The 23,789-nt window shown below is 36.5% G+C and carries 21 protein-coding genes; 20 read left to right on the plus strand and 1 reads right to left on the minus strand.

What is annotated here, in order from left to right; translation table 11 throughout:
- Positions 1–65: 65 nt before the first annotated feature.
- From H3T43_RS06410 to H3T43_RS06465, 12 genes are all read left to right on the plus strand, one after another.
- Complete coding sequence (locus tag H3T43_RS06410) at positions 66–1,193, plus strand: RodZ family helix-turn-helix domain-containing protein (protein ID WP_198213353.1); 1,128 nt, start codon at positions 66–68, stop codon at positions 1,191–1,193.
- A gap of 24 nt (positions 1,194–1,217) precedes the next feature.
- Positions 1,218–1,778, plus strand: coding sequence for a CDP-diacylglycerol--glycerol-3-phosphate 3-phosphatidyltransferase (gene pgsA, locus H3T43_RS06415; protein WP_198213355.1), 561 nt, complete (start codon positions 1,218–1,220; stop codon positions 1,776–1,778).
- A 161-nt stretch (positions 1,779–1,939) separates the two neighbouring features.
- Positions 1,940–3,118: an ABC transporter ATP-binding protein gene (locus tag H3T43_RS06420; protein WP_198213357.1), complete on the plus strand. Its 1,179-nt coding sequence runs from the start codon at positions 1,940–1,942 to the stop codon at positions 3,116–3,118.
- A gap of 2 nt (positions 3,119–3,120) precedes the next feature.
- A complete protein-coding gene (locus H3T43_RS06425) occupies positions 3,121–3,744 on the plus strand; it encodes an ABC transporter permease (RefSeq protein ID WP_034977425.1) in 624 nt (207 codons plus the stop codon).
- A gap of 43 nt (positions 3,745–3,787) precedes the next feature.
- Positions 3,788–4,693, plus strand: a complete 906-nt coding sequence (locus H3T43_RS06430) for an osmoprotectant ABC transporter substrate-binding protein (RefSeq protein WP_198213419.1) — start codon at positions 3,788–3,790, stop codon at positions 4,691–4,693.
- A complete protein-coding gene (locus tag H3T43_RS06435) occupies positions 4,693–5,358 on the plus strand; it encodes an ABC transporter permease (RefSeq protein ID WP_198213359.1) in 666 nt (221 codons plus the stop codon). The genes H3T43_RS06430 and H3T43_RS06435 overlap by 1 nt, the downstream gene beginning before the upstream one ends.
- Positions 5,359–5,504: 146 nt before the next feature.
- Positions 5,505–6,617, plus strand: a complete 1,113-nt coding sequence (gene recA / locus H3T43_RS06440) for a recombinase RecA (RefSeq protein WP_034977431.1) — start codon at positions 5,505–5,507, stop codon at positions 6,615–6,617.
- A gap of 134 nt (positions 6,618–6,751) precedes the next feature.
- A complete protein-coding gene (gene rny, locus H3T43_RS06445) occupies positions 6,752–8,380 on the plus strand; it encodes a ribonuclease Y (RefSeq protein ID WP_152560546.1) in 1,629 nt (542 codons plus the stop codon).
- Positions 8,381–8,538: 158 nt separating this feature from the next.
- Positions 8,539–9,531: a helix-turn-helix transcriptional regulator gene (locus tag H3T43_RS09620; RefSeq protein ID WP_198213361.1), complete on the plus strand. Its 993-nt coding sequence runs from the start codon at positions 8,539–8,541 to the stop codon at positions 9,529–9,531.
- A gap of 16 nt (positions 9,532–9,547) precedes the next feature.
- Complete coding sequence (locus H3T43_RS06455; RefSeq protein WP_198213363.1) at positions 9,548–11,353, plus strand: FAD-dependent oxidoreductase; 1,806 nt, start codon at positions 9,548–9,550, stop codon at positions 11,351–11,353.
- A 21-nt stretch (positions 11,354–11,374) separates the two neighbouring features.
- Positions 11,375–13,171: an FAD-dependent oxidoreductase gene (locus tag H3T43_RS06460; protein WP_198213365.1), complete on the plus strand. Its 1,797-nt coding sequence runs from the start codon at positions 11,375–11,377 to the stop codon at positions 13,169–13,171.
- 167 nt (positions 13,172–13,338) lie between these two features.
- On the plus strand, positions 13,339–14,493 hold the full coding sequence (locus H3T43_RS06465) for a glycosyltransferase family 4 protein (protein ID WP_198213367.1): 1,155 nt from the start codon (positions 13,339–13,341) through the stop codon (positions 14,491–14,493).
- A 133-nt stretch (positions 14,494–14,626) separates the two neighbouring features.
- Here H3T43_RS06465 and H3T43_RS06470 read toward each other — a convergent pair whose 3' ends face one another.
- Positions 14,627–15,289, minus strand: a complete 663-nt coding sequence (locus H3T43_RS06470; protein WP_198213369.1) for a YigZ family protein — start codon at positions 15,287–15,289, stop codon at positions 14,627–14,629.
- A 41-nt stretch (positions 15,290–15,330) separates the two neighbouring features.
- On the opposite strand from H3T43_RS06470, the gene H3T43_RS06475 reads away from it, so the two are divergent.
- The 8 genes from H3T43_RS06475 to lgt all read left to right on the plus strand — a co-directional run bounded on the left by H3T43_RS06475 (position 15,331) and on the right by lgt (position 23,764).
- On the plus strand, positions 15,331–16,614 hold the full coding sequence (locus tag H3T43_RS06475) for a DEAD/DEAH box helicase (RefSeq protein WP_198213371.1): 1,284 nt from the start codon (positions 15,331–15,333) through the stop codon (positions 16,612–16,614).
- Positions 16,611–17,300 (plus strand): ComF family protein, encoded by a 690-nt coding sequence (locus tag H3T43_RS06480; protein WP_198213373.1) that lies wholly within the window; start codon positions 16,611–16,613, stop codon positions 17,298–17,300. Before H3T43_RS06475 ends, H3T43_RS06480 begins: the two co-directional genes overlap by 4 nt.
- 93 nt (positions 17,301–17,393) lie before the next feature.
- Positions 17,394–17,942: a ribosome hibernation-promoting factor, HPF/YfiA family gene (hpf, locus tag H3T43_RS06485; RefSeq protein WP_034977454.1), complete on the plus strand. Its 549-nt coding sequence runs from the start codon at positions 17,394–17,396 to the stop codon at positions 17,940–17,942.
- Between the two features lie 130 nt (positions 17,943–18,072).
- The gene (secA, locus tag H3T43_RS06490; RefSeq protein WP_034977457.1) at positions 18,073–20,472 is read left to right on the plus strand and encodes a preprotein translocase subunit SecA; all 2,400 of its coding nucleotides are present in this window, start codon (positions 18,073–18,075) and stop codon (positions 20,470–20,472) included.
- A 79-nt stretch (positions 20,473–20,551) separates the two neighbouring features.
- A protein-coding gene (prfB, locus tag H3T43_RS06495) for a peptide chain release factor 2 (protein ID WP_187161002.1) occupies positions 20,552–21,668 on the plus strand; the annotation gives its coding sequence in 2 pieces (ribosomal slippage) (positions 20,552–20,623 and positions 20,625–21,668; 1,116 coding nt in all).
- A gap of 8 nt (positions 21,669–21,676) precedes the next feature.
- Positions 21,677–21,952, plus strand: a complete 276-nt coding sequence (locus H3T43_RS06500; protein WP_109586077.1) for a hypothetical protein — start codon at positions 21,677–21,679, stop codon at positions 21,950–21,952.
- A gap of 16 nt (positions 21,953–21,968) precedes the next feature.
- Positions 21,969–22,931 carry an HPr(Ser) kinase/phosphatase gene (gene hprK / locus H3T43_RS06505; RefSeq protein WP_034977465.1) on the plus strand — a complete coding sequence of 321 codons (963 nt, stop codon included), beginning with the start codon at positions 21,969–21,971 and terminating at the stop codon, positions 22,929–22,931.
- On the plus strand, positions 22,928–23,764 hold the full coding sequence (gene lgt / locus H3T43_RS06510) for a prolipoprotein diacylglyceryl transferase (RefSeq protein ID WP_198213375.1): 837 nt from the start codon (positions 22,928–22,930) through the stop codon (positions 23,762–23,764). The genes hprK and lgt overlap by 4 nt, the downstream gene beginning before the upstream one ends.
- Positions 23,765–23,789: the final 25 nt, after the last annotated feature.

Raw genomic sequence — 23,789 nt, forward strand, 5'->3', positions numbered from 1 at the left:
ATATAAAAATAGTATGTAGTATATGTTATACTCAAAGAGTAAATTTAAGATTTAAAGAGGTAACTATGGCAGATATCGGAGATAAATTACGCAGTGCCAGAGAGGCTAAGGGACTTTCAATTGAAGATATTGAAAAAGCAACCAAAATTCAAGGCAGATATCTGACGGCGATTGAGCAAAATGATTTTGATAAGCTTCCGGGTGATTTTTATGTAAGAGCATTTATCAGACAGTATGCTCAAATAGTCGGTTTAGATGGTAAAAAGCTGCTAAGTGAATATCATGAGGATATACCTAAGGCTGAACCTGAAGAATTTGTTGAAGATTCGATTGACAATAAAAGTGAAGAAGTCAGCAAAACAACTAATAATAAGAAAAAGATATGGCAAGATTACCTTCCACGAATTATTGTTGGCCTGGGAATAATCGTTGTTATTTTGGTATGCTATGTTGTTTATGCTCATTTCTCTTCTAACCGCAATGAAAATAATAGTACAGCGGGTGATGTATCAGTTTCTTCAGATAATGATAAACGTCGTCAAAAGATCAAGAAACCTAAAAAGAAGAGCGTAAAAATTAAAGAATTAGCTACAAATCAGTTCCAAATTACCGGTCTAAAAAATAATCGTAATTTGGTTGTGCGAGCCGGTGATCAGGCTACTACAGTTTCTATTGCTATGAACGGCGTTAACCAAAGTGGTCAGACTTTATCTGCTGGTCAAAAGCACACATTGAGGATTCCTGAAACTGCTCAAACTGTTGTTGTTACTTTCAGTAATGCTGTCGGGACTTCAGTTACAATTGGTGGTAAAAAAGTTCCATATACTGCTCAGAATTCGAATCTTTCTTTGACCTTTTATATTGGTAAACGCAACAGCAATCAAAGTAATCAAACTCAAAATAATCAGAACAATTCTGGAACCACGACCAATAATTCAGGACATAGTAATTCAAATCATCAAAACCAGAGCCATAATCAAACTGGCAGTCATAGCACTAATAATGGTACTAGTGGCAACAATAATTCTAGTTCATCCAATAGCCAAGAAAGTAATCAAAATAATAACCAGAGTAACCAGAATAATAATCAGTCAGGCCATGATAGCAATCAGTCAAATAATAATGAACACAGTAGTGAATCTGGTCATTCAGGTGGCACTTCTTCAGGTGGGAATGATAGTAATGAAAGATAATTATTTTGGGAGGAAAAGTTAAGAATGAATTTGCCTAATAAGTTAACGGTTTTTAGAATATTATTGATACCAGTTTTTATGTTAATTGTCATTTTTGGTGGCGATGCTAGTGTTAAGGTTGCAGGAACAACTGTTTATTGGAAACTAGTCATTGCAGCTATTGTTTTTGCAGTGGCATCTGCAACGGATTGGTTTGATGGGCACATAGCAAGATCACGCAACCTTGTTACCAATTTTGGTAAATTTGCGGATCCGCTGGCAGATAAAATGCTTACCATGACTGCTTTTATCATGTTAATTTCGTTAAATCTGGCTCCTGACTGGGTTATCGCTATTATAGTTTGTCGTGAATTAGCAGTAACAGGTTTGCGCTTAATATTGGCAGAAAACAAGGGTCAAGTTATGGCTGCAGCCATGCCTGGCAAGATTAAAACAACTTTTCAAATGCTTTCAATTATTTTCCTGTTAATCGGAGACTTCCATCACATAGGAACAATTTTGCTATACATTGCATTAATCTTTACAATTTATTCTGGTTGGGATTATTTCCGCAGTTCATGGGATGTTTTCGAAGGATCAATGTAAATTAATGAAAAGTTAATATAGAAAAAAAGCACTGCATTTAGTAGTGTTTTTTTGTGCATTATTTTTAATATAAACTGCTGTTGAAAAGACAGACTGTTGATTAAGTTACATTTACTTGTTAGGATTAAATTAAGGGAATATTGGAAAAAGGAGGAAATTTTATGGTAGAAAAAGTACCAACAGTTGAATTTCGGGACGTTTCAAAAATATATCCTAAGATGAAAAATGCAGCTGTTAAACATATTAGTTTTAAAATAGAAAAAGGTGATTTTTGCTGCCTGATTGGCACCTCCGGTTCAGGAAAGACAACTATAATGCGTATGATAAATCGCATGAACAGTGTAACTAAAGGTGAAGTACTTGTTAACGGCAAGAATGTTAAAAGTTTCAATCCTGTCAATTTAAGGCGTCATATCGGTTACGTTATTCAGAATAATGGTTTAATGCCTCATATGACCATCAGAGAAAATATCATTTTAGTACCAAAATTATTAAAGTGGCCTAAAGAAAAGCTGGCTGGAGAAGCACAAAAGCTTATTAAAATGGCTGAATTACCTGAGTCATATTTAGACAGATACCCAACAGAGCTATCTGGTGGTCAGCAGCAAAGAATAGGTGTCGTACGTGCGCTTGCGGCAGATCAAAACTTGATATTAATGGATGAACCATTTGGCGCACTCGATCCAATAACGCGTGAAAGCTTGCAGAACTTGGTTCAAAACTTACAAGTACGCTTAGGCAAAACAATTGTTTTTGTCACTCATGACATGGATGAGGCATTAAAGCTTGCAACTAAAGTAGTTGTTTTGCATGATGGACAGTTGATCCAAGTAGGAACACCTGACCAGATTCTACATCATCCTGCAAATGACTACGTTAAGAGCTTGATTGGTGAGGAGCGCTTGTCAGAAGCAAAATATGAAACTGTAAAAGTTAAAAATGTGATGTTGACCAATCCAACAAAAATTGATTTAGGTGCTTCACTCACTGATGCTTTAACTATGATGAAGGAGCATCGCGTTGATACGCTTTTAGTCGTTGATAATGGAGACCACCTCAAAGGTTACATTTCAATTGATGATTTGCAAAGGAATTACCCTAAAGTAAGTAGTGTCAGTGATATATTGATTACTAAGCTAGGCACTGTCGGTCCTGAGGAATATCTACGTGATAATTTTAGTCGGATTATGAGTCGTAATAAGAGTTACATACCAGTAACAGATTCTGACAAAAAATTAGTAGGTATAGTCACTCGGGCTAGTTTAGTAAATGTTGTTTATGAAAAAATATGGGGCGATAAAAGTCACCTGCAAAGTTCTTCAGAAAAAGAGGCGAAATAATAATGTCAGCCTTTTTTGCACAACACGGTTCCGAGTTATTAGTAAAAACTTGGCAACAAATATATATTTCTGCTATTTCTTTAGGACTGGGAATACTAGTTGCAGTTCCACTGAGCGTTATATTAATGAAATTTAAGCGAATTGCTAAAGTGGTAATAGCAATAGCCAGTATGTTACAAACTATACCGGCTTTGGCTTTGCTGGCAATTATGATACCATTTTTTGGTGTTGGTAAAGTACCAGCAATTATCGCTCTTTTTCTTTATAGTTTAATGCCCATTTTACGTAACACATATGTTGGATTAACTGATGTTAATCAAGATACAATTGATTCTGCACGCGGGTTAGGCATGACTAATATGCAGCTTATTTTAAAAGTTGATATTCCTTTAGCCATGCCTGTAATTATGGCAGGAATCAGACTTTCTGCTATTTATGTAATTGCCTGGGCAACTCTTGCATCGTATATCGGAGCTGGCGGCTTAGGAGATTTTATTTTTAACGGACTTAGCCTCTACCAAACGGATTTGATTTTTGGAGGAACGATTCCAGTAATCATTTTGGCACTTCTTACGGATTACCTATTGGGTAAGCTGGAACGTAAGCTGACTCCAAAGGGAATATAAGGAGGTGTTTATCGTGAAAAAGTATTTGCAAAAAATATTATTAATGATAGCCACCCTGCTCATAATGCTTACTACTAGTGCTTGTGGTCTACCGGGACTTTCTGATAGTGAGGGTAGTGAAAAAAATATTAGAATTACGGCACTAACAACGACTGAGTCGCAAATTATGGCTAATATTGTTGCCCAATTAATTGAGCATGAAACATCATACAAGACTTCTATTGTTAATAATTTAGGGTCTGCACCTATGCAGCACCAGGCATTGTATCGTCATGATGCCGATATTCAAGCAGCTGCGTATGATGGTGGTGAATTAACAGCCAATTTGCTCTTACCTGCGATTAAAGATTCCAAGAAGGCAAACGATACGGTTCGCAGAGAAGTAAAAAAGAGATGGGACCAAACTTATTTGCATACCTATGGTTTTGCTAATAATTATGCCTTTATGGTTAGAGAAAAAGATCAAAAGAAATATCATCTTTATAAAATTTCAGATTTAAAGAAAGTTAAAGACAAATTTTCTTTTGGTGTAGCATCGGAGTGGGTTAATGCCCCAGGAGTAGGTTATCCGGCTTTTCAAACAGCATATGGAATGACTTTTTCTAAAGCCCATCCTATGAACATAGGTTTAGTATATTCTGCTTTGAATAGTGGAAAAATGGATGTCATTTTGGGCTATTCAACAGATGGTCGAATTGACAGCTATAATTTACATCTTCTCAAAGATGATAAGCATTTCTTTCCACCATATAATTGTGGGATGTTAATCAATAATTATTTGTTGCGCGAGCATCCTGAATTAAAGCCGATACTGAAACGGTTAGTTGGCAATGTGAGTGTTCATGATATTCGTAAAATGAATTTCCAAGTTGATGATAAATTGCTTGAGCCGGCTATTGTTGCACATCAATTTTTAGTAAAGCATAATTACTTTAGGGGGGAGAAATAATGTCTCATTTATCATTGTGGCAGCAGTTTATTTATTATTATGCCCATAATGGCAGTTACGTATTGGAACAATTTAATCGTACTTTTCTCATTTCAATATATGGGGTATTATTTGCTGCAATTATAGGAATTCCAGTAGGAATTTTTATCTCCCACAATGGTCATTTAGGTGACTTTGTTGTTGAAATTGCCAACTTTATTCAAACTATTCCATCTTTGGCTCTGTTGTCCATTGTAATGATTGGTCTGGGTTTAGGTGTTATGACTGTTATTGTAACTGTTACACTTTATTCACTTTTACCTATTATAAAAAATACATATACTGGTATGAGTAATGTTAATAAAAATGTTATTGATTCTGGTAAAGGTATGGGTATGACAAAGTTTCAGCTGCTTTACATGGTTCGTCTGCCTTTATCGATGTCAGTTATTATAGCAGGTTTAAAAAACGCTTTAGTAATAGCTATTGGTATTACATCAATTGGCTCATTTGTTGGTGCTGGCGGGTTAGGTGATATTATTATCCGTGGAACTAATGCTACCAACGGCAGTGCAATTATACTGGCTGGTGCTCTTCCTACAGCTTTAATGGCAATTTTAGCAGATGTCATTTTGAACTTCTTGCAAAAAATTTTAGAACCAAAAGGATTAAAAAAGGCAAACTAAAAAAGTTTTGCTGGTTTTTGCGTAACTATTATTGTGAACAAAATTAATAAACATTTGTTCGCCTTTTTTCTTGCAAATATACACTAAAGCAAAGTATAATTATTACGTATTAAAATGATGAAACTATTTATAGGAGGACAAGAGTCTTGGCCAAAGATGAAAAACAAGCTGCATTGGAAAATGCGCTTAAGAAAATTGAAAAGAATTTTGGTAAAGGCGCCGTCATGCGTATGGGCGATAAAGCTGACACCAAAATTTCAACTGTTCCTTCAGGTTCGCTTGCTCTTGATGCGGCCTTAGGAGTTGGCGGCTATCCCCGTGGTAGAATTGTAGAAATTTACGGACCAGAGTCTTCTGGTAAGACGACAGTAGCTTTACATGCGGTCGCTGAAGTGCAAAAAAGAGGCGGCACCGCTGCTTATATTGATGCTGAAAATGCGATGGATCCTGCTTATGCAGAAGCACTAGGTGTTGATGTTGATTCACTAATTTTATCCCAGCCCAACACTGGTGAAGAGGGATTGCAGATTGCGGACACATTGATTACGAGTGGTGCAATTGATATTTTAGTAGTTGATTCAGTTGCAGCACTTGTACCTCAAGCTGAAATTGACGGCGAGATGGGTGACAGTCACGTTGGACTGCAAGCACGTTTAATGAGTCAAGCATTGCGTAAACTTTCAGGTAATATTAATAAGACTAAAACTATAGCAATTTTTATTAATCAAATACGTGAAAAAGTTGGGATCATGTTTGGTAATCCTGAAACTACACCAGGTGGTCGTGCACTCAAGTTTTATGCTACTATACGCCTAGAAATCAGAAGAGCGGAAAAAATCAAGCAAACTGGCGGTGAAATTACTGGTAACCGTGTAAAAATTAAAGTTGTTAAAAATAAAGTTGCACCACCATTCAAAGTTGCCGAAGTTGATATGATGTATGGTAAAGGTATCTCGCAAAGCGGCGAACTTTTGGATATGGCCGCTGACAAGGACATTATTGCTAAAGCTGGTTCTTGGTATTCATATCATGATGAACGAATTGGACAAGGTCGTGAAAATGCGAAAAAGTATCTTGAAGATCATCCTGATGTTTATGATGATGTTCAGAAGCAAGTTCGTCAGGCATTTGGTATTGATGAAGAATCCGTAGCTGAAAGAGAAGATCCAGAAAAAATAAAAGAAAAAAAAGCTAAGAAAGTTGCAAGTAAAGAAAAGGAAGCTTCTGATAAAAAAGAAGCTGACAGCAAAAGTAGCTAACTATGAAGAAATAGACCTCGACCTGTGAAAACTGGTTGAGGTTTTTTTCATGACGTTTGACATAATCCCCGTGGTTCTTTATCATTAATATTGTGTGAATAATCTAAAAAAATAAAAAGGCGATAGAAATCATGATGAATAAATTTTTGATTCCCGTCGCGATTGCTATTATTTCAATTATAGTAGGCACAGTTGTAGGATACGCTATACGTAAAAAAATTTGGGAGAAGAAAGCCCAAAATGCTCAAAACGATGCCGATCATATTTTAACCGAAGCAAAAGCACGAGTCGACGCTGCTAAGGCTGAAGTCAATGCACAGAAGCAGGCAGCTGACGCTATAAAACAAAGTGCGCAAAACACTAAAAAGGAAAAAATTCTTGAAGCTCAAGAACAAATTCAAGATTATCGACAAAAAGTTGAAGATGAATTAAACGACAAACGTGATACAATAGCACGCGATCAAAATCGCTTAACACAACGAGAGGATACTCTCGATCATAAAAACTCTTTGCTAAAAGAAAGAGAGGAAGATTTAGCTAAAAAAGATGAACAGCTGGAACAAAAGCAAACTGAATTAACTGCTAAATTGCAAAAGGCTGATGAATTGGTCGAACAGACTACACAAAAACTTTACGAAGTTGCTCATTTAGACAAGGAGCAGGCGAAAAAGCTCGTCTTAAATCAATTGGCAGACCAATTAGTTAAAGAACGAGCAGAAATGATTAGTAATAGTAATGCAGAAGTAAAAGCCAAGGCGGATCACTATGCACGTAAAATAATTATTGATGCTATTCAGAGCAGTTCTGCTGATACAGTAGCCGAAACTACAGTGTCAGTCGTTGATTTGCCTAATGAGGAAATGAAAGGTCGTATTATCGGTCGTGAAGGGCGTAATATCAGATCTTTTGAGGCACTTACCGGGGTGGATCTAATTATTGATGACACACCTAAAGTTGTCACGCTAAGTGGTTTTGATGCAATTCGACGTGAAATTGCTAAAAGGGCAATGGAGCGTTTAATTAAGGACGGAAGAATTCATCCGGCTAGAATTGAAGAGACAGTTGACAAGGCTCGTAAAGAGGTAAATGATGATATTTACGAAGCTGGAGAAAGCGCTCTAATGGAGCTGGGAATTCATAAAATGAATCCTGAGCTGGTTAAAATATTGGGTAGACTTAAATACCGTACATCCTACGGTCAAAATGTTTTAGGTCACTCAATTGAAGTTGCAAAATTAGCTGGGACAATGGCTGCGGAGCTTGGATTAAATGAAAAATTAGCGGTTCGCGCGGGATTATTACACGATATTGGAAAAGCAGTCGACCATGATATTGAAGGTTCACACGTTGAAATAGGCGTGGAATTGACTAGGAAGTATCATGAGCCGGATGTGGTTGTTAATGCAATTGCAGCACATCATGGAGATGTGCCGAAGTTATCGTTTATTGCTGAATTGGTAGTTGCAGCGGATACAATTTCTTCTGCAAGACCCGGTGCCAGAAGCGAAAGTTTGGAAAATTATATTAGAAGACTTACTGACCTGGAAGAAATAGCTAGCAGGTATGATGGAGTTAAACAGGCATATGCTATTCAAGCTGGACGTGAAGTTCGCGTAATGGTTGAGCCTGATAAAATTTCAGATGATCGTATTACCGTATTGGCACGAGACATTCGTAACCAAATTGAAAAGGAACTTGATTACCCGGGTAATATTAAAATAACAGTTATTCGTGAAAAACGAGCTGTATCAATTGCGAAGTAAAGTAGAAGGTTGAATTTTTAAAAATTCAACCTTTTTTATTTGTTCGTTTTATTATAATTCAACTATGATGTGGCAGGTTTTGACATAAATTATCGCAATTGAACATATTTTGATAAAATGAAAGGGTATACAATACGAATTGAATGGAGGAATATACCGTGAACCAAAAGATAACAACTGAATTAAAAGACTTTTTACAAGAGTTAGGTTATCCATTTGATTCAATTTCTGGGTTGCTTGATTCCAGCATGATGGATAAATACCTTAATGCTAAATGGATAAAAAACTCACACGTATTTCAAGTACTTGATAAAGAAGCCACTGATAAGCAGTTACTGGCTTGCAGTGATGTTCGAAATTTTTACCAGTTTGTTCCTCCATATTTTGCTGCATTATCAAGTAAAAATGGAATACAGGCAATTTCTCGGTTGGCAACCTATCAGCAGCTTATAGGGCCAATCGAAATGGGAAGATTTAAAGAAGGTGAAAATTTAAGAATTCACATCAGATACCTGGATCAATATCGTAAATTCTCACGTTTTAGTCTACTAGTTGATCAAATTTCTTTAGTTAGTCTGATTAGAGCTGGAACAAATAAAAATATTGTTCCTGTATCTATTGGTAGCAAATACAAATATGGATCGCAAATTAATAGTTATTTAGGTGTTGAAGCTCAAAATAGTTTAGACAATTATTTGGTGTTTAAAAAACATGATTTAGAGCAGCCATTTATGACCAAGAACGACGTAATGTGGAACTTTATTGAACCTGGTTTAAAAAAATACATCAAAAAATTAAATATCAACCCTCCAATTTCGGCTGTTGTACAAAACACTCTTTTTAAGTTGATTGCTGGGGGCAATTTTCAACTAAATGATGTAGCAAGTGAATTAGGTATTTCTTCACGGACATTACAAAGGTGGTTGCAAAATGAGGATACTACATTTAAAAAGCAACTTAGTCTTGTGCAAAAAATTTTGGCACAAAACCTGCTGCAAGATAAAACTTTAAATACTGCTGAGGTAAGTTTCTTAGTCGGTTTTAACAGTGTTGCCTCATTTTATAAAGCTTTTAAGAAATGGTCCGGATTAACGGTTAGAGAATACAGACTGCAAAAGATTTTACAGTCTAATAGCATAAATGCAATTTAATTTAGGAGAAAACAAAATGTTTTTAAAAGACAACGAAACCTGGAATGCGACTTATGATGTTGTTGTAATTGGATTTGGTGGAGCAGGAGCCACAGCGGCGCGTTTCGCTGCAGACAAAGGAGCAAAAGTCCTCCTGGTTGACAGTGCTCCAGAAGGACATGAAGGTGGCAATACCAGATACTGTGGTCAGATAGTTGAAGCAGGTTACGATTATGATAAGCTCAAAAAGTATTATCAAAAAATGACCGCTCCACTTGATTTGGACGAGAAGGTGCTTGAAACCTTTGTAAAAGGTATGGTCAATTTATCAGATTATTTTGAAAAATATTTGGGTGGAAAAGCTTTTAGTGTGAAAAATAATCCAGGTAACAAAAATGTTGCTATGTTGGCTTATATGAGTGCTGAATATCCTGAATTTGAAGGTGCAGACACCAATGATGACTTGTTAGTGCATGATCAGATATTTGATGCTGCTCTTTGGAAAAAATTGCGGCAGAATGTACTGGATCGCAGCGACAAAATTGATGTGCTTTATTCAACACCAGCAAAGCACTTAATCCAGGATACGGATAAGACAATTATAGGTGTACAGATTGAAAATAAAGACAAGCTGTTCAATGTTCAAGCAAAAAATGGTGTAGTTTTAGCGCTTGGCGGATTTGAAAATAACGAACAAATGGTACAGGATTATTTAGGTGAAACTAATTTATTACCATACGGTACGCTTTATAACAATGGCGATGGCATCAAAATGGCTATAGAAGTTGGTGCGGATTTATGGCATATGAATAATTATGAACCAGGTGGAACTGTTAATTTAGCCGCTCCTAAAGGCCAAAGAGCTCATAACATTATGGCATGGAAAGCATTATTTGCCGGTTCCTTGATCACAGTTGGTGATGATGGTACGCGTTATGTAGCAGAAGACGATCCAACCCGTCATGGTCATCGCTATAATCATGGCCTTTGGAGAATTCCTTTAGCCCAAGTACATCCTCATATGATTTTTGATCAGAAAAAATACGATGAACTATTCTCAGCTGATAATGATGAATTTCAAAAAGAAGCTTTAACTAAAGTAGTTAAGTCAGAAACTATCTCAGATTTAGCTAAAGAAATAAAAGTTGATCGGGCAGTTTTAGAAAATACTTTGAACACATATAATTTCTTTGTTGATCAGGGAGTCGATTATCAGTGTGGACGTAAGCCAGAATCAATGGTTAAAATTTCACTTGCAGGTCCGTTCTATTCTTTAGCTCAGCAACATACGATGTTAAACACTCAAGGTGGACCACGTCGAAATGAAAATGCTGAAGTCATAGATACAGATCAAAAAGTTTTGCCACACTTATATGCTGCTGGTGAACTGGGTCATATCGGTGCAAATCAATATAATGGCGGCGGAGACATAGCTGACTGCTTAATATTCGGTAAACTAGCTGGAGAAAATGCCGCCAAGACTAAAGATGATCTAGTAGTCTCAGGTGCCAGTGCTAGTGAAAATAATACTGATGCTGCATTTCCTGAATCAGAAGCTAAACAAGAAGATTATTCCACTGCTGAAAATCAATATATTGGCAAATCAACAAGCGGCATGGGCAATGAAATAGTAGTGCGAGTAACAGTTGACAGTGATAAGCGTCCAACCAATATTGAAGTTTTAAAAGAAAGCGAATCACCTGACTACGGTGAAAAAGCTATTAAGAAAATGAAACAAGAAATGCTGACTAACAAAACAGTTAATGTAGATGCTGTATCTGGAGCTTCTGCATCAAGTCGTGCATTTAAAGAGGCTGTTGAATCTGCGTTAAATCAAGCTTAGTTTCTAACGAAAGGATAAGAAATGGCAAATTTAAAAGATGGCGTTTATCAGGGACAAGGTTCTGGTAACCGCGGTGAAGTTAAGGTTTCGGTAACCGTTAAAGACAATAAAATTACGAATGTAACAATTGATCAACAGGATGAAACTTCTGGTATAAGCACTGCTGCTTTAAAAAAGGCACCAAAGCTAATTGTTGAGCATCAGTCATATAACATTGATGCAGTTACTGGAGCAACTATTAGTTTTCAAGCTGTCCAAAAAGCAGTCAGAGATGCAGTTTCAAAGGCTGGCGATCCTAGTGGTCTTGATAAAAAAGTTGATTTGAGAAATACTGAGAAAAAGGATAATGGCAAAGACTATCGCAACATAAATCCAGATGATTTAGAATTTGAAGATCAAACAGATATTTTGGTAATCGGAGCGGGAGCTGCTGGTCTTTCAGCTTCTATTGCTGCAAGGCAAAAAGGTGCCTCAGTAATTTGCTTGGAATATACTTCAAGTTATATGTTGTCCGATATGACTCTGTCTGGTGGTTATTACAACGCTGGTGGGGGCACTAGTTTGCAAAAATCTCAGGGAATAAAAGATACCAAGGAAAACTGGAATAATTATTTAAAAGCAGTTGGTCAAGGCTATGAAGACGCGGGTATGAGAGAAACAATCGTTGAACATGGCGCAGAAGATTATGAATGGCTGGCTGGTGAAGTTGGTGTCAATTTTCAAGAAGTCCAAGAAATTGGCAATGAAGAAGCAATGAAAGACTATGCTATTCCGGCAGCCAGATCACATTTAACTGTCGAAAAAAGTGGCTATGGTCTGTCAAAGCCGCTTTACAATAAGGCAAAAGAAGTTGGCACAAAATTTATTTTTAATATCACAGCTGAGAGCTTAATAACTGACGAGAATAATAATGTAGTTGGTGTACATACTAATAAGGGTAACTACAAAGCCCAAAGTGTTATTATTGCTACAGCAGGCTTTTCTCGTAACAAAGAAATGCTTAAGAGTTTTGCGCCTGATTTTGCTGTTGGAGAATCATATGGCTCAATCAGACAAATGGGTGATGGTATCACTATGGGCGCTGAAATTGGCGCTAAGTTAAAAGATATGTGGATGCCAATAGCCAACTCAATTGGTACTCAATCCGGCGATAATGTATGTATCGGTCCTCTGTGTACTGCCTGGACAAAGCCTTACATTTGGGTAGGCACAGATGCTAAAAGGCACTTTAGGGAAGATATGTATTTTGAATATGCCTCTAAGAAAATCGCAAGTCTTGATCAAGGCTACGTTTGGTTAATTTTTGATGAAGGCATGGCAAATGAAATGCCAGCTGCTTTTTCAGCACCAGCTCCGTCACCACATTTAAAACGTGAGGTAGAAGATGGTTACTTCAAGAAAGCTGATACGATAAAAGAATTAGCTCAGCAGATTAACCTAAACCAAGAGGTATTAGAGAAAACAATTAAAAAGTGGAATAATGACGTTATTAAAGGTGAAGATACAGAATTTGGTCGTCAAAAAGATTTAACAGCTTTCAAAGCACCATTTTATGCTGCTAAACTGGCTCCTTCAACACCAGACATGGCAGGTGGATTAGCTATTAACACCAAAGCTGAAGTTCTGGACAATTTTGATAAAAAGATAAACAATCTTTATGCTGCAGGTAGTACTACAGGTGGTTGGCGCGGAATGACTTATCCCGGATGTGGGATGGGCATTACTAATGCTGTTGTTTTTGGAAGAATAGCTGGAGAAAGTGCTGTAACCAATGTCAAAGAAGAGGCTGATGCAAGTTCAGCTGCCTCTCACATGTAGTTTTTATATTTTGTGAATTAATTAGAACTGGATTCATTTGAACCTAGTTCTTTTTTGATTTTAAATAACAATTTTTTGTTAAAAAAACTAGTGTTCAATTAACCTAATTTGTGCATTTTTGTTCCAGCTTGTATAATTAAGACAACTATAAATGAAAGTAGCCGACTATGTTTAAAATTATTGTTGAATTATTTTTTTTAGTGATTATACAAGCTTCGATCACGCCTTTTATTAGGAGATTGGCTTTTGTATTAGGTGCAGTCGACATTCCAAATAAAAGAAGGGTAAATAAAAAACCAATGCCAACTTTAGGCGGATTGGGTATTTTTGTGACCTTCAATATTGGCGCTTTTGTTTTATTGCGTGAGCAATTCCCGACACATGAGGCTTTTAGCATACTTTTAGGATCCAGTGTGATTGTCTTGACTGGTATAATTGACGATATTATGGAGCTAAAGCCAAGGCAAAAAATGTTGGGTATATTTATTGGCGCTCTGGTAATTTATTTTCTTGCCGGCATCAGGATGAACGTCTTAAATTTGCCCTTTCTTAATAAACAAATACACTTAGGCTGGTGGAGTTTACCAATTACTATTTTTTGGATATTGGCCTTAACTAATGCAGTTGATTTAATTGATGGTCTTGATGGCCTGGCCGATGGGGTTTCGATGATTTCACTTATTACCATGGGGATCGTTGGTTATTTCTTCCTGCATACCGGTCAACTATACATACCTATTGGCTGTTTTATGCTTGCTGCCTGCCTATTAGGATTTTTACCTTATAACTTTCATCCCGCAAAAATATTTTTGGGTGATACAGGAGCGTTATACATTGGCTTTATGATTGCGGTATTTTCACTTAAAGGTTTAAAAAATGTGACTTTTATTTCTCTGTTAGTGCCAGTCACTATATTAGGGGTTCCAATTACAGATACGATTTATGCCATGATTCGGCGCAAATTAAATAACCGTCCCGTTTCGCAAGCCGATAAGCACCATTTGCATCATCAACTAATGAAAATGGGTTTGACCCACAGACAAACGGTTTTAACGATTTATGCTTTATCACTTATTTTTTCATTCATTTCTCTCTTGTTTTTGTTGTCACCAATGTGGGGGATGTGGGTTTTAATTGCAGGTCTGGCAGTTGCCCTAGAGTTTTTTGTGGAATCCATTGGTCTTTTAGGAGAAAAATATAAACCGCTGATGAATTTGACCCAAAAGCTGATTAATTCTCGGAGTAAGAAAGATCCTACGGTGGAAGTTTGGCATCTTGGGCAAGACAAGCCTGAGCAATTAAAAAAGAAAAAGAAAGATTAAACTTGGCAGATACTGACAAGAGATTTTAGTTTAAAAGTCAATTTGACTACTGCTAAAATTAACAAGAAAAAAGAAGACAAATTCCTTAAATGTGGATTGTCTTCTTCTTTTGTATAGTTATTGAATTATGCTTTTATTGATCATGATAATTGTGCTGAGTAACGGGAACCTCATTATATCTTTTAGGCAGAAAAATAAACTGTATTTTGCCGGACAAAATATTAGTGAGGTCATTCTCTAATTCCTCTAATTTGCCTTCATCAATGTAAATTGAAATTGTCACGCTGACGCCATAATCAATATTGTCAATAAAGATTTTTTGTTGATTAAGATAGTGCTGGATTTCATCGAATTTTTTATAATCGACTTGAAATTTAACTCCCTGTTGCTGAACTCGTTTAACTACGCCTACGGCTTCTACTGCCTTAGTCACACTATTAGAATATGCACGTATCAAACCTCCAGCCCCTAATTTTATTCCGCCAAAATAGCGCGTAACTATTGCAGTGACATTTTTGAGTTTCATTAACTGCAAGGCTTTTAGTTCTGGAACTCCGGCCGTACCAGATGGTTCACCATTGTCACTTGCTTTGACGTGCTCATCGTTTAAACCAATGGTGTAAGCAAACGTATTATGAGTGGCATCACGGTATTTGTTAGACACAGCGGCAATTGCCTTTTCAGCTTCTTCAATAGTTGGGGTCCGTATTAAAGTCGTAATAAAACGACTTTTTTTAATCGTTAATTCGTGATTGCCATTGTCTTTAATGGTCAAATAATTTTCTTTTTCATTCAAAAAATCAGCCCTTTTTTGCGTATTTATTATTGGAGGACAAAATGGAAAGTATTTCAAATCTAGCAGGCCGCCAATGGGTTAGTAGTCAAATGGATTTTAGCACAAAGGCTGGCTTAACCAAAATCGAGGCAATTAAAAATGGTCGCTGCTTGCGCTGCAATGCCAGGGCTTATGCTAAACTGCCAAGTGGCAAAACATATTGCAGAACTTGCATTGGTCTGGGAAGAATTGTAGAGGGTGATTATTTAATTCGCAATAAACAAAAAATAAATTTCTCGATAAAAGCAAATGGTGGATTAACGTGGAAGGGTGAACTAACCTCACTACAGGCTAAAATTTCACGTAAATTAATTGAAAATTATATCAACGGTCAGGACTCACTAGTTCATGCGGTAACTGGTGCAGGTAAAACAGAAATGCTTTTTCCTTTAATAGCACACTGTTTAGCAGAGGGAAAAAGATGTTGTCTATCAACTCCAAGAATCGACGTTGTAAACGAGTTATATCCACGTTTTCAAAATGCCTTTAGTGAAATTAAAATCGGTAAATATCATGGCAGTGAGTACCAAGAGCCAGGCCTAGAACAATTAACTATTTGTACGACACACCAATTATTAAAGTTTTTTCATGCTTTTGATTTACTTGTAATTGATGAAGCTGACTCTTTTCCCTATGTTCATAATTCAGAATTGCATTTTGCAGCAGAAAATGCAATTAATGACAAGGGACAGAGAGTATACTTAACCGCAACGCCTACTAAAGATTTATTAGCATCCGTAGAAAAAGGTAAATTGCAGAAACTAAAATTGAAAAGAAGGTTCCATGGAAATCTTTTACCTGTACCAAAAGAAAAATTATTTCTCCGTCCATTTCTGCATCAAAACAAAATTAATGTTAATCTCATTAAAGACATTATAAAAGTTGTAGAAGCAGGCCACCCATTATTGCTTTTTGTACCTCGTGTTGATCAAATAAATCTTTATATTGATGCCTTAAAAAAAGAGCCAAAACTTAGTAAGATTGAGATTTCTGGGGTTCATGCAAACGATACAGATAGAATTAAAAAAGTTGGAAAGTTTCGAGCAGGAAAAACTCGGCTATTAGTGACAACTACAATTTTGGAACGAGGGGTTACTTTTAATCATGTCTGGGTAATTGTTGTTCAAGCGGATGATAAAATTTATTCTGCTTCGAGCTTAGTGCAGATAGCCGGTAGGGTCGGAAGAGACAAAACTGATTCCAGTGGTTTGGTTTTATTTTGTTATCATAAATATACCAACAGCATTCGTAATGCAATGAAACAAATTCGCGAGATGAACAAATGAGAAGGTGCTTACTGTGTGGGCAGCTTTTTGTTGCTAAAGTGTCATTTATCCAATTATTTTCTTGGCACAAGCAGGAAACCAAATGTATTTGCTCTAATTGTCAAAGTAAATATATGCGCATCCCTGACAAACATTGTCCAAATTGTTTTGGTAAGTTGAGCCAAAATAAATTTTGTTTAGATTGTATTAATTGGCAGAAAATCTATGGAAAAAAATTACTAAAAAATCATTCCTTGTATTTATATAATGAAGCTTTTCATGATTTAATGGTTAATTATAAGAGATATGGTGATTATGCTTTGCACAAAGTATTAGAGGAATTATGTCGGGAAAATCTAACTAAATATCAAGCCGACCTCTATGTTCCTGTGCCTACTTCTCCAGAACATATTGAACAAAGACAATTCGATACTATCAGTTCAATTTATGGTAATCTGGTTTCATTAACCTGTGTATTGGGTAAAAAACCAGGGCTAAGTGCACAGGGAGAAAAAAATCGCGCTGAAAGATTAAGAAGTGAGCAAAGTTTTTTTGTTAAGAAAAACTTTACGATTAATTTGAAGAAATACAAGATACTTTTATTAGATGATATATATACTACGGGCAGAACGCTTTATCATGCACGGGATGCGTTGGCAGAAGTTTTTCCTAATGCAAAAATTAGTAGTTTTACCTTATGCAGATAAAACTAAATTGTTCAGCGCTTTCATGTTTTGCTATAATTTTGCTATAATATAGGTAACATAAGACTGCATAAGCAGTTGAAAGGAGAATCTCATATGTTAAAGTATAATGTCCGTGGTGAAAATATTGAGGTAACTGATGCTTTAAGAAGTTACGTAGAAAAGCGCCTAAAAAAATTAGAGAAGTATTTTGATTTGAATCAAGATATGATTGCTCATGTAAATTTAAAGGTGTATCGTGATCACAAGGCTAAAGTCGAGGTAACTATACCACTGCCATACTTAGTATTGAGAGCTGAAGAAACAACTGACGATATGTACCGCAGTATTGATTTTGTTTCAGAAAAACTTGAAAGACAAATCAGAAAGTATAAGACTCGTGTGAATCGTAAGAGTCGTGAAAAAGGATTTAACGATTTCTTTGTTGAAAGTGCAGAAGAGGATTCTAAAGATAAAGAGGTCAATGAGTTTTCTATTGTTCGCAATAAACAAATTGGTTTGAAACCGATGAGTCCTGAAGAAGCGATTTTGCAAATGAATATGCTTGAACATGATTTCTTTGTTTTCCAAGATGGTGAAACTAACGGTACAAGTGTTGTCTATCGCAGAAATGATGGCCGTTATGGTTTGATTGAAACAAAATAAAAATAGTATTATCAAGCAAGGGCCCCACATTTAGTGTGAGGTCTTTGTTTTGTTTATTTTTCATTTAGCTTCAATCATGGTAAAATTATCATGTGTTTTTATACTTTAACTACATATAAGGATCGATTAAATGGTAAACATTTTAAAGAAACTATACAATAATGATAAAAGAGAACTGAAAAAGTTTGAAAAAATTGCTAGTAAAGTTGAAGATCATGCAGAAGAGTATGGTCAACTTTCTGATGAAGAATTGCAGGCTAAAACACCTGAATTTCGTGATAGGCTAAAAAATGGTGAAAGTTTGGATTCACTTTTACCAGAAGCTTTTGCAGTTGCTCGTGAAGGTGCCAAAAGAGTTTTAGGACTTTACCCATTTCATGTTCAGGTTTTAGGTGGTATTGCACTGCATTATGGTAATATTGCTGAAATGATGACCGGTGAAGGCAAGACTTTGACTGCAACCATGCCTGTATATTTGAACGCACTAACAGGAAAAGGTGTTCATGTTGTTACTGTCAACGAATACTTATCCAGTCGTGACGCAGAAGAAATGGGTCAGCTATATAAATGGCTAGGCTTAACAGTTGGTCTTAATCTTAATGCGATGTCGCCAGATGAAAAACGGGAAGCTTATAGTTGTGATGTAACTTATTCAACTAACTCTGAACTTGGTTTTGACTATTTACGTGATAACATGGTTGTTTACAAGGAACAAATGGTTCAACGCGAGCTTAACTATGCTATTATCGATGAGGTCGACTCAATTTTAATTGATGAAGCTAGAACGCCATTGATTATTTCGGGTGAAGCCGAACAAGCTAATGGTGACTATATTCGTGCAGACCGTTTTGTCAAAACCCTTAAAGAGGATAAGAGTGATGATGATGCAGACGATGACAAAGACTATGGTGATTATAAGATTGACTGGCCTACTAAGACTATTTCGTTAACCAGAACAGGTATCCAAAAAGCTTGTGATCATTTTGGACTTAAAAATTTATACGATGTTGAGAATCAAAAACTAGTACACCATATTGATCAGGCTCTGAGAGCAAATTACATTATGCTTAAAGATATTGATTATGTTGTTCAAGATGGTGAAGTCTTAATTGTTGACTCGTTTACTGGTCGTGTTATGCAAGGACGGCGCTATTCTGATGGTTTGCACCAAGCTATTGAGGCAAAAGAAGGAGTAAAGATTCAAGAAGAATCCAAGACTCAGGCTACAATTACCTATCAGAACTTCTTTAGAATGTATAAAAAACTTGCCGGGATGACTGGTACTGCTAAAACGGAAGAAGAAGAGTTTCGTGAAATTTACAATATGCAGGTTATTACGATTCCAACAAACCGCCCGTTAATTAGAAAAGATAATCCTGATATTCTTTACCCAACTTTGTCATCTAAGTTTGCGGCTGTTGTCAATGAAATAAAAGACCGTCATTCTAAAGGTCAACCAGTTTTGGTCGGTACTGTCGCGGTTGAAAGTTCTGAAAGACTAAGTAAATTGCTTGACCAAGAAGGAATACCGCATGCGGTTCTGAATGCTAAAAACCATGCTAAAGAAGCTCAGATCATTATGAATGCTGGTCAACGCGGTGCCGTAACTATTGCTACTAACATGGCTGGTCGTGGTACTGACATTAAATTAGGGCCCGGTGTCAAAGAATTAGGTGGACTGTCTGTTATTGGTACCGAGCGTCATGAATCTCGTAGAATTGATAATCAGCTCCGTGGACGTTCTGGTCGTCAGGGTGACCCTGGTGTTACACGTTTTTATCTTTCACTTGAAGATGATTTGATGAAGCGTTTTGGTGGTGACAGGGTAAAAGATTTTCTTGATCGTTTATCAGATAATGACGATGATAAAGTGATTGAGAGTCGTCTGATCACCAGGCAAGTTGAGTCAGCTCAAAAACGGGTTGAAGGTAATAACTACGATACTCGTAAGCAAACTCTGCAATATGATGATGTTATGCGTATTCAACGTGAAATCATTTACGGTGAAAGGATGCAAGTTATCGGCGAAGAAGATTCCCTTAAGGATGTTTTAATTCCGATGATTCGTCGTACTATTAACAGTCAAGTAGATATGTTTACGCAAGGTGATCGCAGCAAGTGGCGCCTTGATTCTTTGCGGGACTTTATTTCTTCCAGTTTAACCAACGAAGAAGAGACAGATGCAATTGACTTCAAAACAATTACAGTATCTGACTTAAAGCAAAAACTATATGATCTTGTTGAAGCTAATTACGAAGAAAAAGAAGAAATTTTAGCTGATCCTTCAGAAATGCTTGAATTTGAAAAAGTAGTTATATTGCGAGTAGTTGATGACCGCTGGACTGATCATATAGATGCAATGGATCAATTACGGCAATCAATTAGTTTGCGTGGTTACGGTCAACTTAATCCGTTGGTTGAATACCAGGATTCTGGTTACAACATGTTTGAAGAAATGGTTTCAAATATTGAATTTGACGTAACTCGTTTATTTATGAAAGCTGAAATTAGACAAAATCTTAGTCGTTAACAGTTAAGATTGAAGAGAAAGCAGCTGCTTTCTCTTTTTTACTGAAATTTTATTAAGAATAAAGGTGTTATGCTTAAAAATGGAAATAAGTGAAATTCAAAATGAATTAGATAGTTTAAAAAAGCGGTTAGACCACTTTAGGGGGTCTCTTTGACTTAGATTCAATTACTGAAAATATTATTGTTAATGAAAACAAGATGCAAGATCCCTCTTTTTGGGATGATCAAGAAAAAGCCCAAAGCTTGATCAGTGAAACAAATTTGTTAAAAGAGAAACGCGATTCTTTTGATAAATTAAAGTCTGATTATGAAAATGAAATAACTGCAGTAGAGTTGCTGAGAGAAGAGCCAGATAATGATTTACAAAAAGAAGTTGAAGCAGATTTACAACAGTTGCAGACTGAATTTCATGATTACGAATTAGATTTGCTCTTATCTGGTAAATACGATAGTCATAATGCGCTTATTGAAATTCACCCTGGTGCTGGTGGTACTGAGGCTATGGACTGGGGGCAAATGCTTCTTAGAATGTATCAGCGTTATGCTGATATTAGGAATTTCAAGTTTGAAATTAATAATTATGAACCTGGAGAAGAAGCTGGTCTTAAAAGTGTCAGTGCAAAAATTACTGGCAAAAATGCCTATGGTCTAATGAAGTCGGAAAATGGGGTTCACCGGTTAGTTAGAATCTCACCATTTGATTCAGCTAAAAGAAGACATACGTCTTTTGCGTCTGTTGAGGTTATTCCGGAAATTGATGACAGTATTAAAGTTGATATTAATCCTAAAGACCTTCGTATTGATGTCTACCGTTCAAGTGGTGCAGGGGGACAACATATTAATAAAACTTCAAGTGCCGTTAGAATCACTCACTTGCCCACAGGAATTGTAACAACATCTCAGGCACAGCGATCCCAGCTGCAAAATAGGGAAACCGCGATGAATGAATTGCGAGCAAAATTGTTTCATTTAGAAGAAGAAAAGAAACGTAAGCACAAACAGGAACTTAAAGGTGACCAAAAAGAAATTGGCTGGGGTTCTCAAATTCGGTCTTATGTTTTTCATCCTTATAATTTGGTTAAAGATTTGCGTACAAGCTATGAAACTTCTGATACAAATGGTGTAATGAATGGTAAGCTGCAACCATTTGTTTATGCATATTTGCAGTGGCTTTTAAGTCAGGAAAATCCAGAGTAGGTGATTAGATGAGTTTTTGGGGAATTATTGGTTTAGTTTTACTTGCAGTAGTCATTTTGAGTATTATTTACGCCATGTTTCATGTCTTTATTTTGTTACTGCCCGCAGCTTTAGTTATTATTGGCATTATATGGCTTATTAACCATTTTACTAAAAATGATGAAAATAAGAGCGGAAATTCTGGTCCTGGTCCTTATAACTGGGGAAACTGGAACCAAAATAATGAAGCCAGACCAAAACGTAAAAAAGTACGTGATGCTAAAACTAAAGATGTCGACAAGTAAAAAGGGGCAATTTAAAATGACAAATGCGGTCAAATTAAAGAATTTAATTCGTGATAATAAAATTGTCCACGTCGTGCACGGAAAACAATATATTAACGATAAAGAAATTATAGTATCCGATATTTACAGACCAGGGTTGGAATTGACAGGATACTTTGATTTTTATCCGCGCCAGCGTATTCAGTTATTGGGTAGAACAGAAATTTCTTATGCTGCCAGGTTAGATCACGATAGCTTGGTCGATGTTTTTACTAAGCTTTGCACACCTGATACGCCGTGCTTTTTTGTGTCACGTTCTCTGCGTGTACCGCCTGAATTAGTTAAAGCTGCTGATGATGCACAAATTCCAATCCTTTCTTCACCTGAATCAACCACTTATGTTTCTAGTATATTAACGGAATATTTGCGCGAACGTCTGGCCGTTCGCGATACTATTCATGGTGTTCTGATTGAAGTCAAGGGTATGGGTGTCCTTTTGACTGGTGATTCCGGTGTTGGGAAATCTGAAACTGCCTTGGGTTTGATTCATCGTGGTCATCGTTTAATTGCCGATGATCGGGTTGATGTCTATCAAAAAGATGTTGAAACGGTGATGGGTGAAGCACCGGCCATTTTGAAGCATTTAATGGAAATTCGCGGCATTGGCATAATTGATGTCATGGATTTGTTTGGTGTTGGTGCCGTCAAAAGCCGTGAAAGTATTCAACTAGTAATCAAGCTTGTTAATTGGGATAATAAGGCAAATTACGATCGTTTAGGCTTTGAAGAGAGTAAACGTGATATTTGCAATGTTGAAGTGCCACAAATTACTATTCCAGTTAAAGTAGGCCGCAACATGGAAGACATTATTGAAATTGCCACAATGAATTTCCGTGCCAAAAGGAGTGGATATAACGCCACGAAAACTTTTGATAATAACTTAACGAAGTTAATTAAGAAAAACTCTAAAGAAGATTCAGCAAAGGATAAGAATAAATGACATTGACCATTAGTCCTGTAGCATTTAAATTAGGAAACTTAAATGTCAAATGGTATGGCGTTATCATGGCGGTAGCGATTATCATAGCCGTATCAATGGCAATTATTGAGGGACGCAAGCGACAAATTGAAAGTGACGACTTCATGGATTTGCTATTATGGGCTGTTCCAATTGGATATGTTGGTGCTCGTATTTATTATGTTATCTTTGAAAGGGATTATTATTCCCAGCATCTCGATCAGATAATTGCTATTTGGAATGGCGGCATTGCTATCTACGGTGGTCTGTTAGCTGGTTTGGCAGTTCTTTTGGTATTTTGTTATAAAAGAATGCTGCCCCCATTTTTGATGTTGGATGTTATTACCCCAGGTGTAATGGCGGCTCAGATATTGGGACGCTGGGGTAATTTTATTAACCAGGAAGCCCATGGTGAACCAACAACATTAGCATTTTTACAAAGCTTGCATTTGCCTAATTTTATCATTAGCCAAATGAAAATCGGTGGAATCTACTACCAACCTACTTTCTTGTACGAATCTTTTTTTAATTTAATTGGTTTGTTAATAATATTGTTTTTGAGACATAAAAAGCATTTATTCAAACAAGGTGAAATATTTATGCTTTATTTGGCGTGGTATGCTGTCGTGCGCTTTTTTGTGGAAGGGATGCGGACCGACAGCCTTTATTTAATGGGTTCGATACGCGTTTCACAAATGCTTAGTTTAATACTATTTGCTGTGGTCGTAGGATTATTTATTTATCGCAGAAAAGTAGTTAAACCGAAATGGTATCTTGACGGCAGCGGCTTGAAGTATCCTTATAGTCGAGACTAATAAATTGTTTTAAGTGAAAGAGAGT

Source organism: Lactobacillus sp. M0396 (assembly GCF_016101625.1).
In the GTDB taxonomy this organism is placed as follows: domain Bacteria; phylum Bacillota; class Bacilli; order Lactobacillales; family Lactobacillaceae; genus Lactobacillus; species Lactobacillus huangpiensis.

What these genes read in the sequence shown, in the direction of transcription:
- pgsA (WP_198213355.1), top strand. Translation starts at nt 1,218, where the DNA reads ATGAATTTGCCTAATAAGTTAACGGTTTTTAGAATATTATTGATACCA.
- rny (WP_152560546.1), top strand. Translation starts at nt 6,752, where the DNA reads ATGAATAAATTTTTGATTCCCGTCGCGATTGCTATTATTTCAATTATA.
- H3T43_RS06465 (WP_198213367.1), top strand. Translation starts at nt 13,339, where the DNA reads ATGTTTAAAATTATTGTTGAATTATTTTTTTTAGTGATTATACAAGCT.
- H3T43_RS06425 (WP_034977425.1), top strand. Translation starts at nt 3,121, where the DNA reads ATGTCAGCCTTTTTTGCACAACACGGTTCCGAGTTATTAGTAAAAACT.
- H3T43_RS06420 (WP_198213357.1), top strand. Translation starts at nt 1,940, where the DNA reads ATGGTAGAAAAAGTACCAACAGTTGAATTTCGGGACGTTTCAAAAATA.
- H3T43_RS06435 (WP_198213359.1), top strand. Translation starts at nt 4,693, where the DNA reads ATGTCTCATTTATCATTGTGGCAGCAGTTTATTTATTATTATGCCCAT.
- H3T43_RS06410 (WP_198213353.1), top strand. Translation starts at nt 66, where the DNA reads ATGGCAGATATCGGAGATAAATTACGCAGTGCCAGAGAGGCTAAGGGA.
- H3T43_RS06460 (WP_198213365.1), top strand. Translation starts at nt 11,375, where the DNA reads ATGGCAAATTTAAAAGATGGCGTTTATCAGGGACAAGGTTCTGGTAAC.
- H3T43_RS06500 (WP_109586077.1), top strand. Translation starts at nt 21,677, where the DNA reads ATGAGTTTTTGGGGAATTATTGGTTTAGTTTTACTTGCAGTAGTCATT.
- hpf (WP_034977454.1), top strand. Translation starts at nt 17,394, where the DNA reads ATGTTAAAGTATAATGTCCGTGGTGAAAATATTGAGGTAACTGATGCT.
- H3T43_RS06455 (WP_198213363.1), top strand. Translation starts at nt 9,548, where the DNA reads ATGTTTTTAAAAGACAACGAAACCTGGAATGCGACTTATGATGTTGTT.
- lgt (WP_198213375.1), top strand. Translation starts at nt 22,928, where the DNA reads ATGACATTGACCATTAGTCCTGTAGCATTTAAATTAGGAAACTTAAAT.
- H3T43_RS06480 (WP_198213373.1), top strand. Translation starts at nt 16,611, where the DNA reads ATGAGAAGGTGCTTACTGTGTGGGCAGCTTTTTGTTGCTAAAGTGTCA.
- secA (WP_034977457.1), top strand. Translation starts at nt 18,073, where the DNA reads ATGGTAAACATTTTAAAGAAACTATACAATAATGATAAAAGAGAACTG.
- H3T43_RS06430 (WP_198213419.1), top strand. Translation starts at nt 3,788, where the DNA reads ATGATAGCCACCCTGCTCATAATGCTTACTACTAGTGCTTGTGGTCTA.
- hprK (WP_034977465.1), top strand. Translation starts at nt 21,969, where the DNA reads ATGACAAATGCGGTCAAATTAAAGAATTTAATTCGTGATAATAAAATT.
- H3T43_RS06475 (WP_198213371.1), top strand. Translation starts at nt 15,331, where the DNA reads ATGGAAAGTATTTCAAATCTAGCAGGCCGCCAATGGGTTAGTAGTCAA.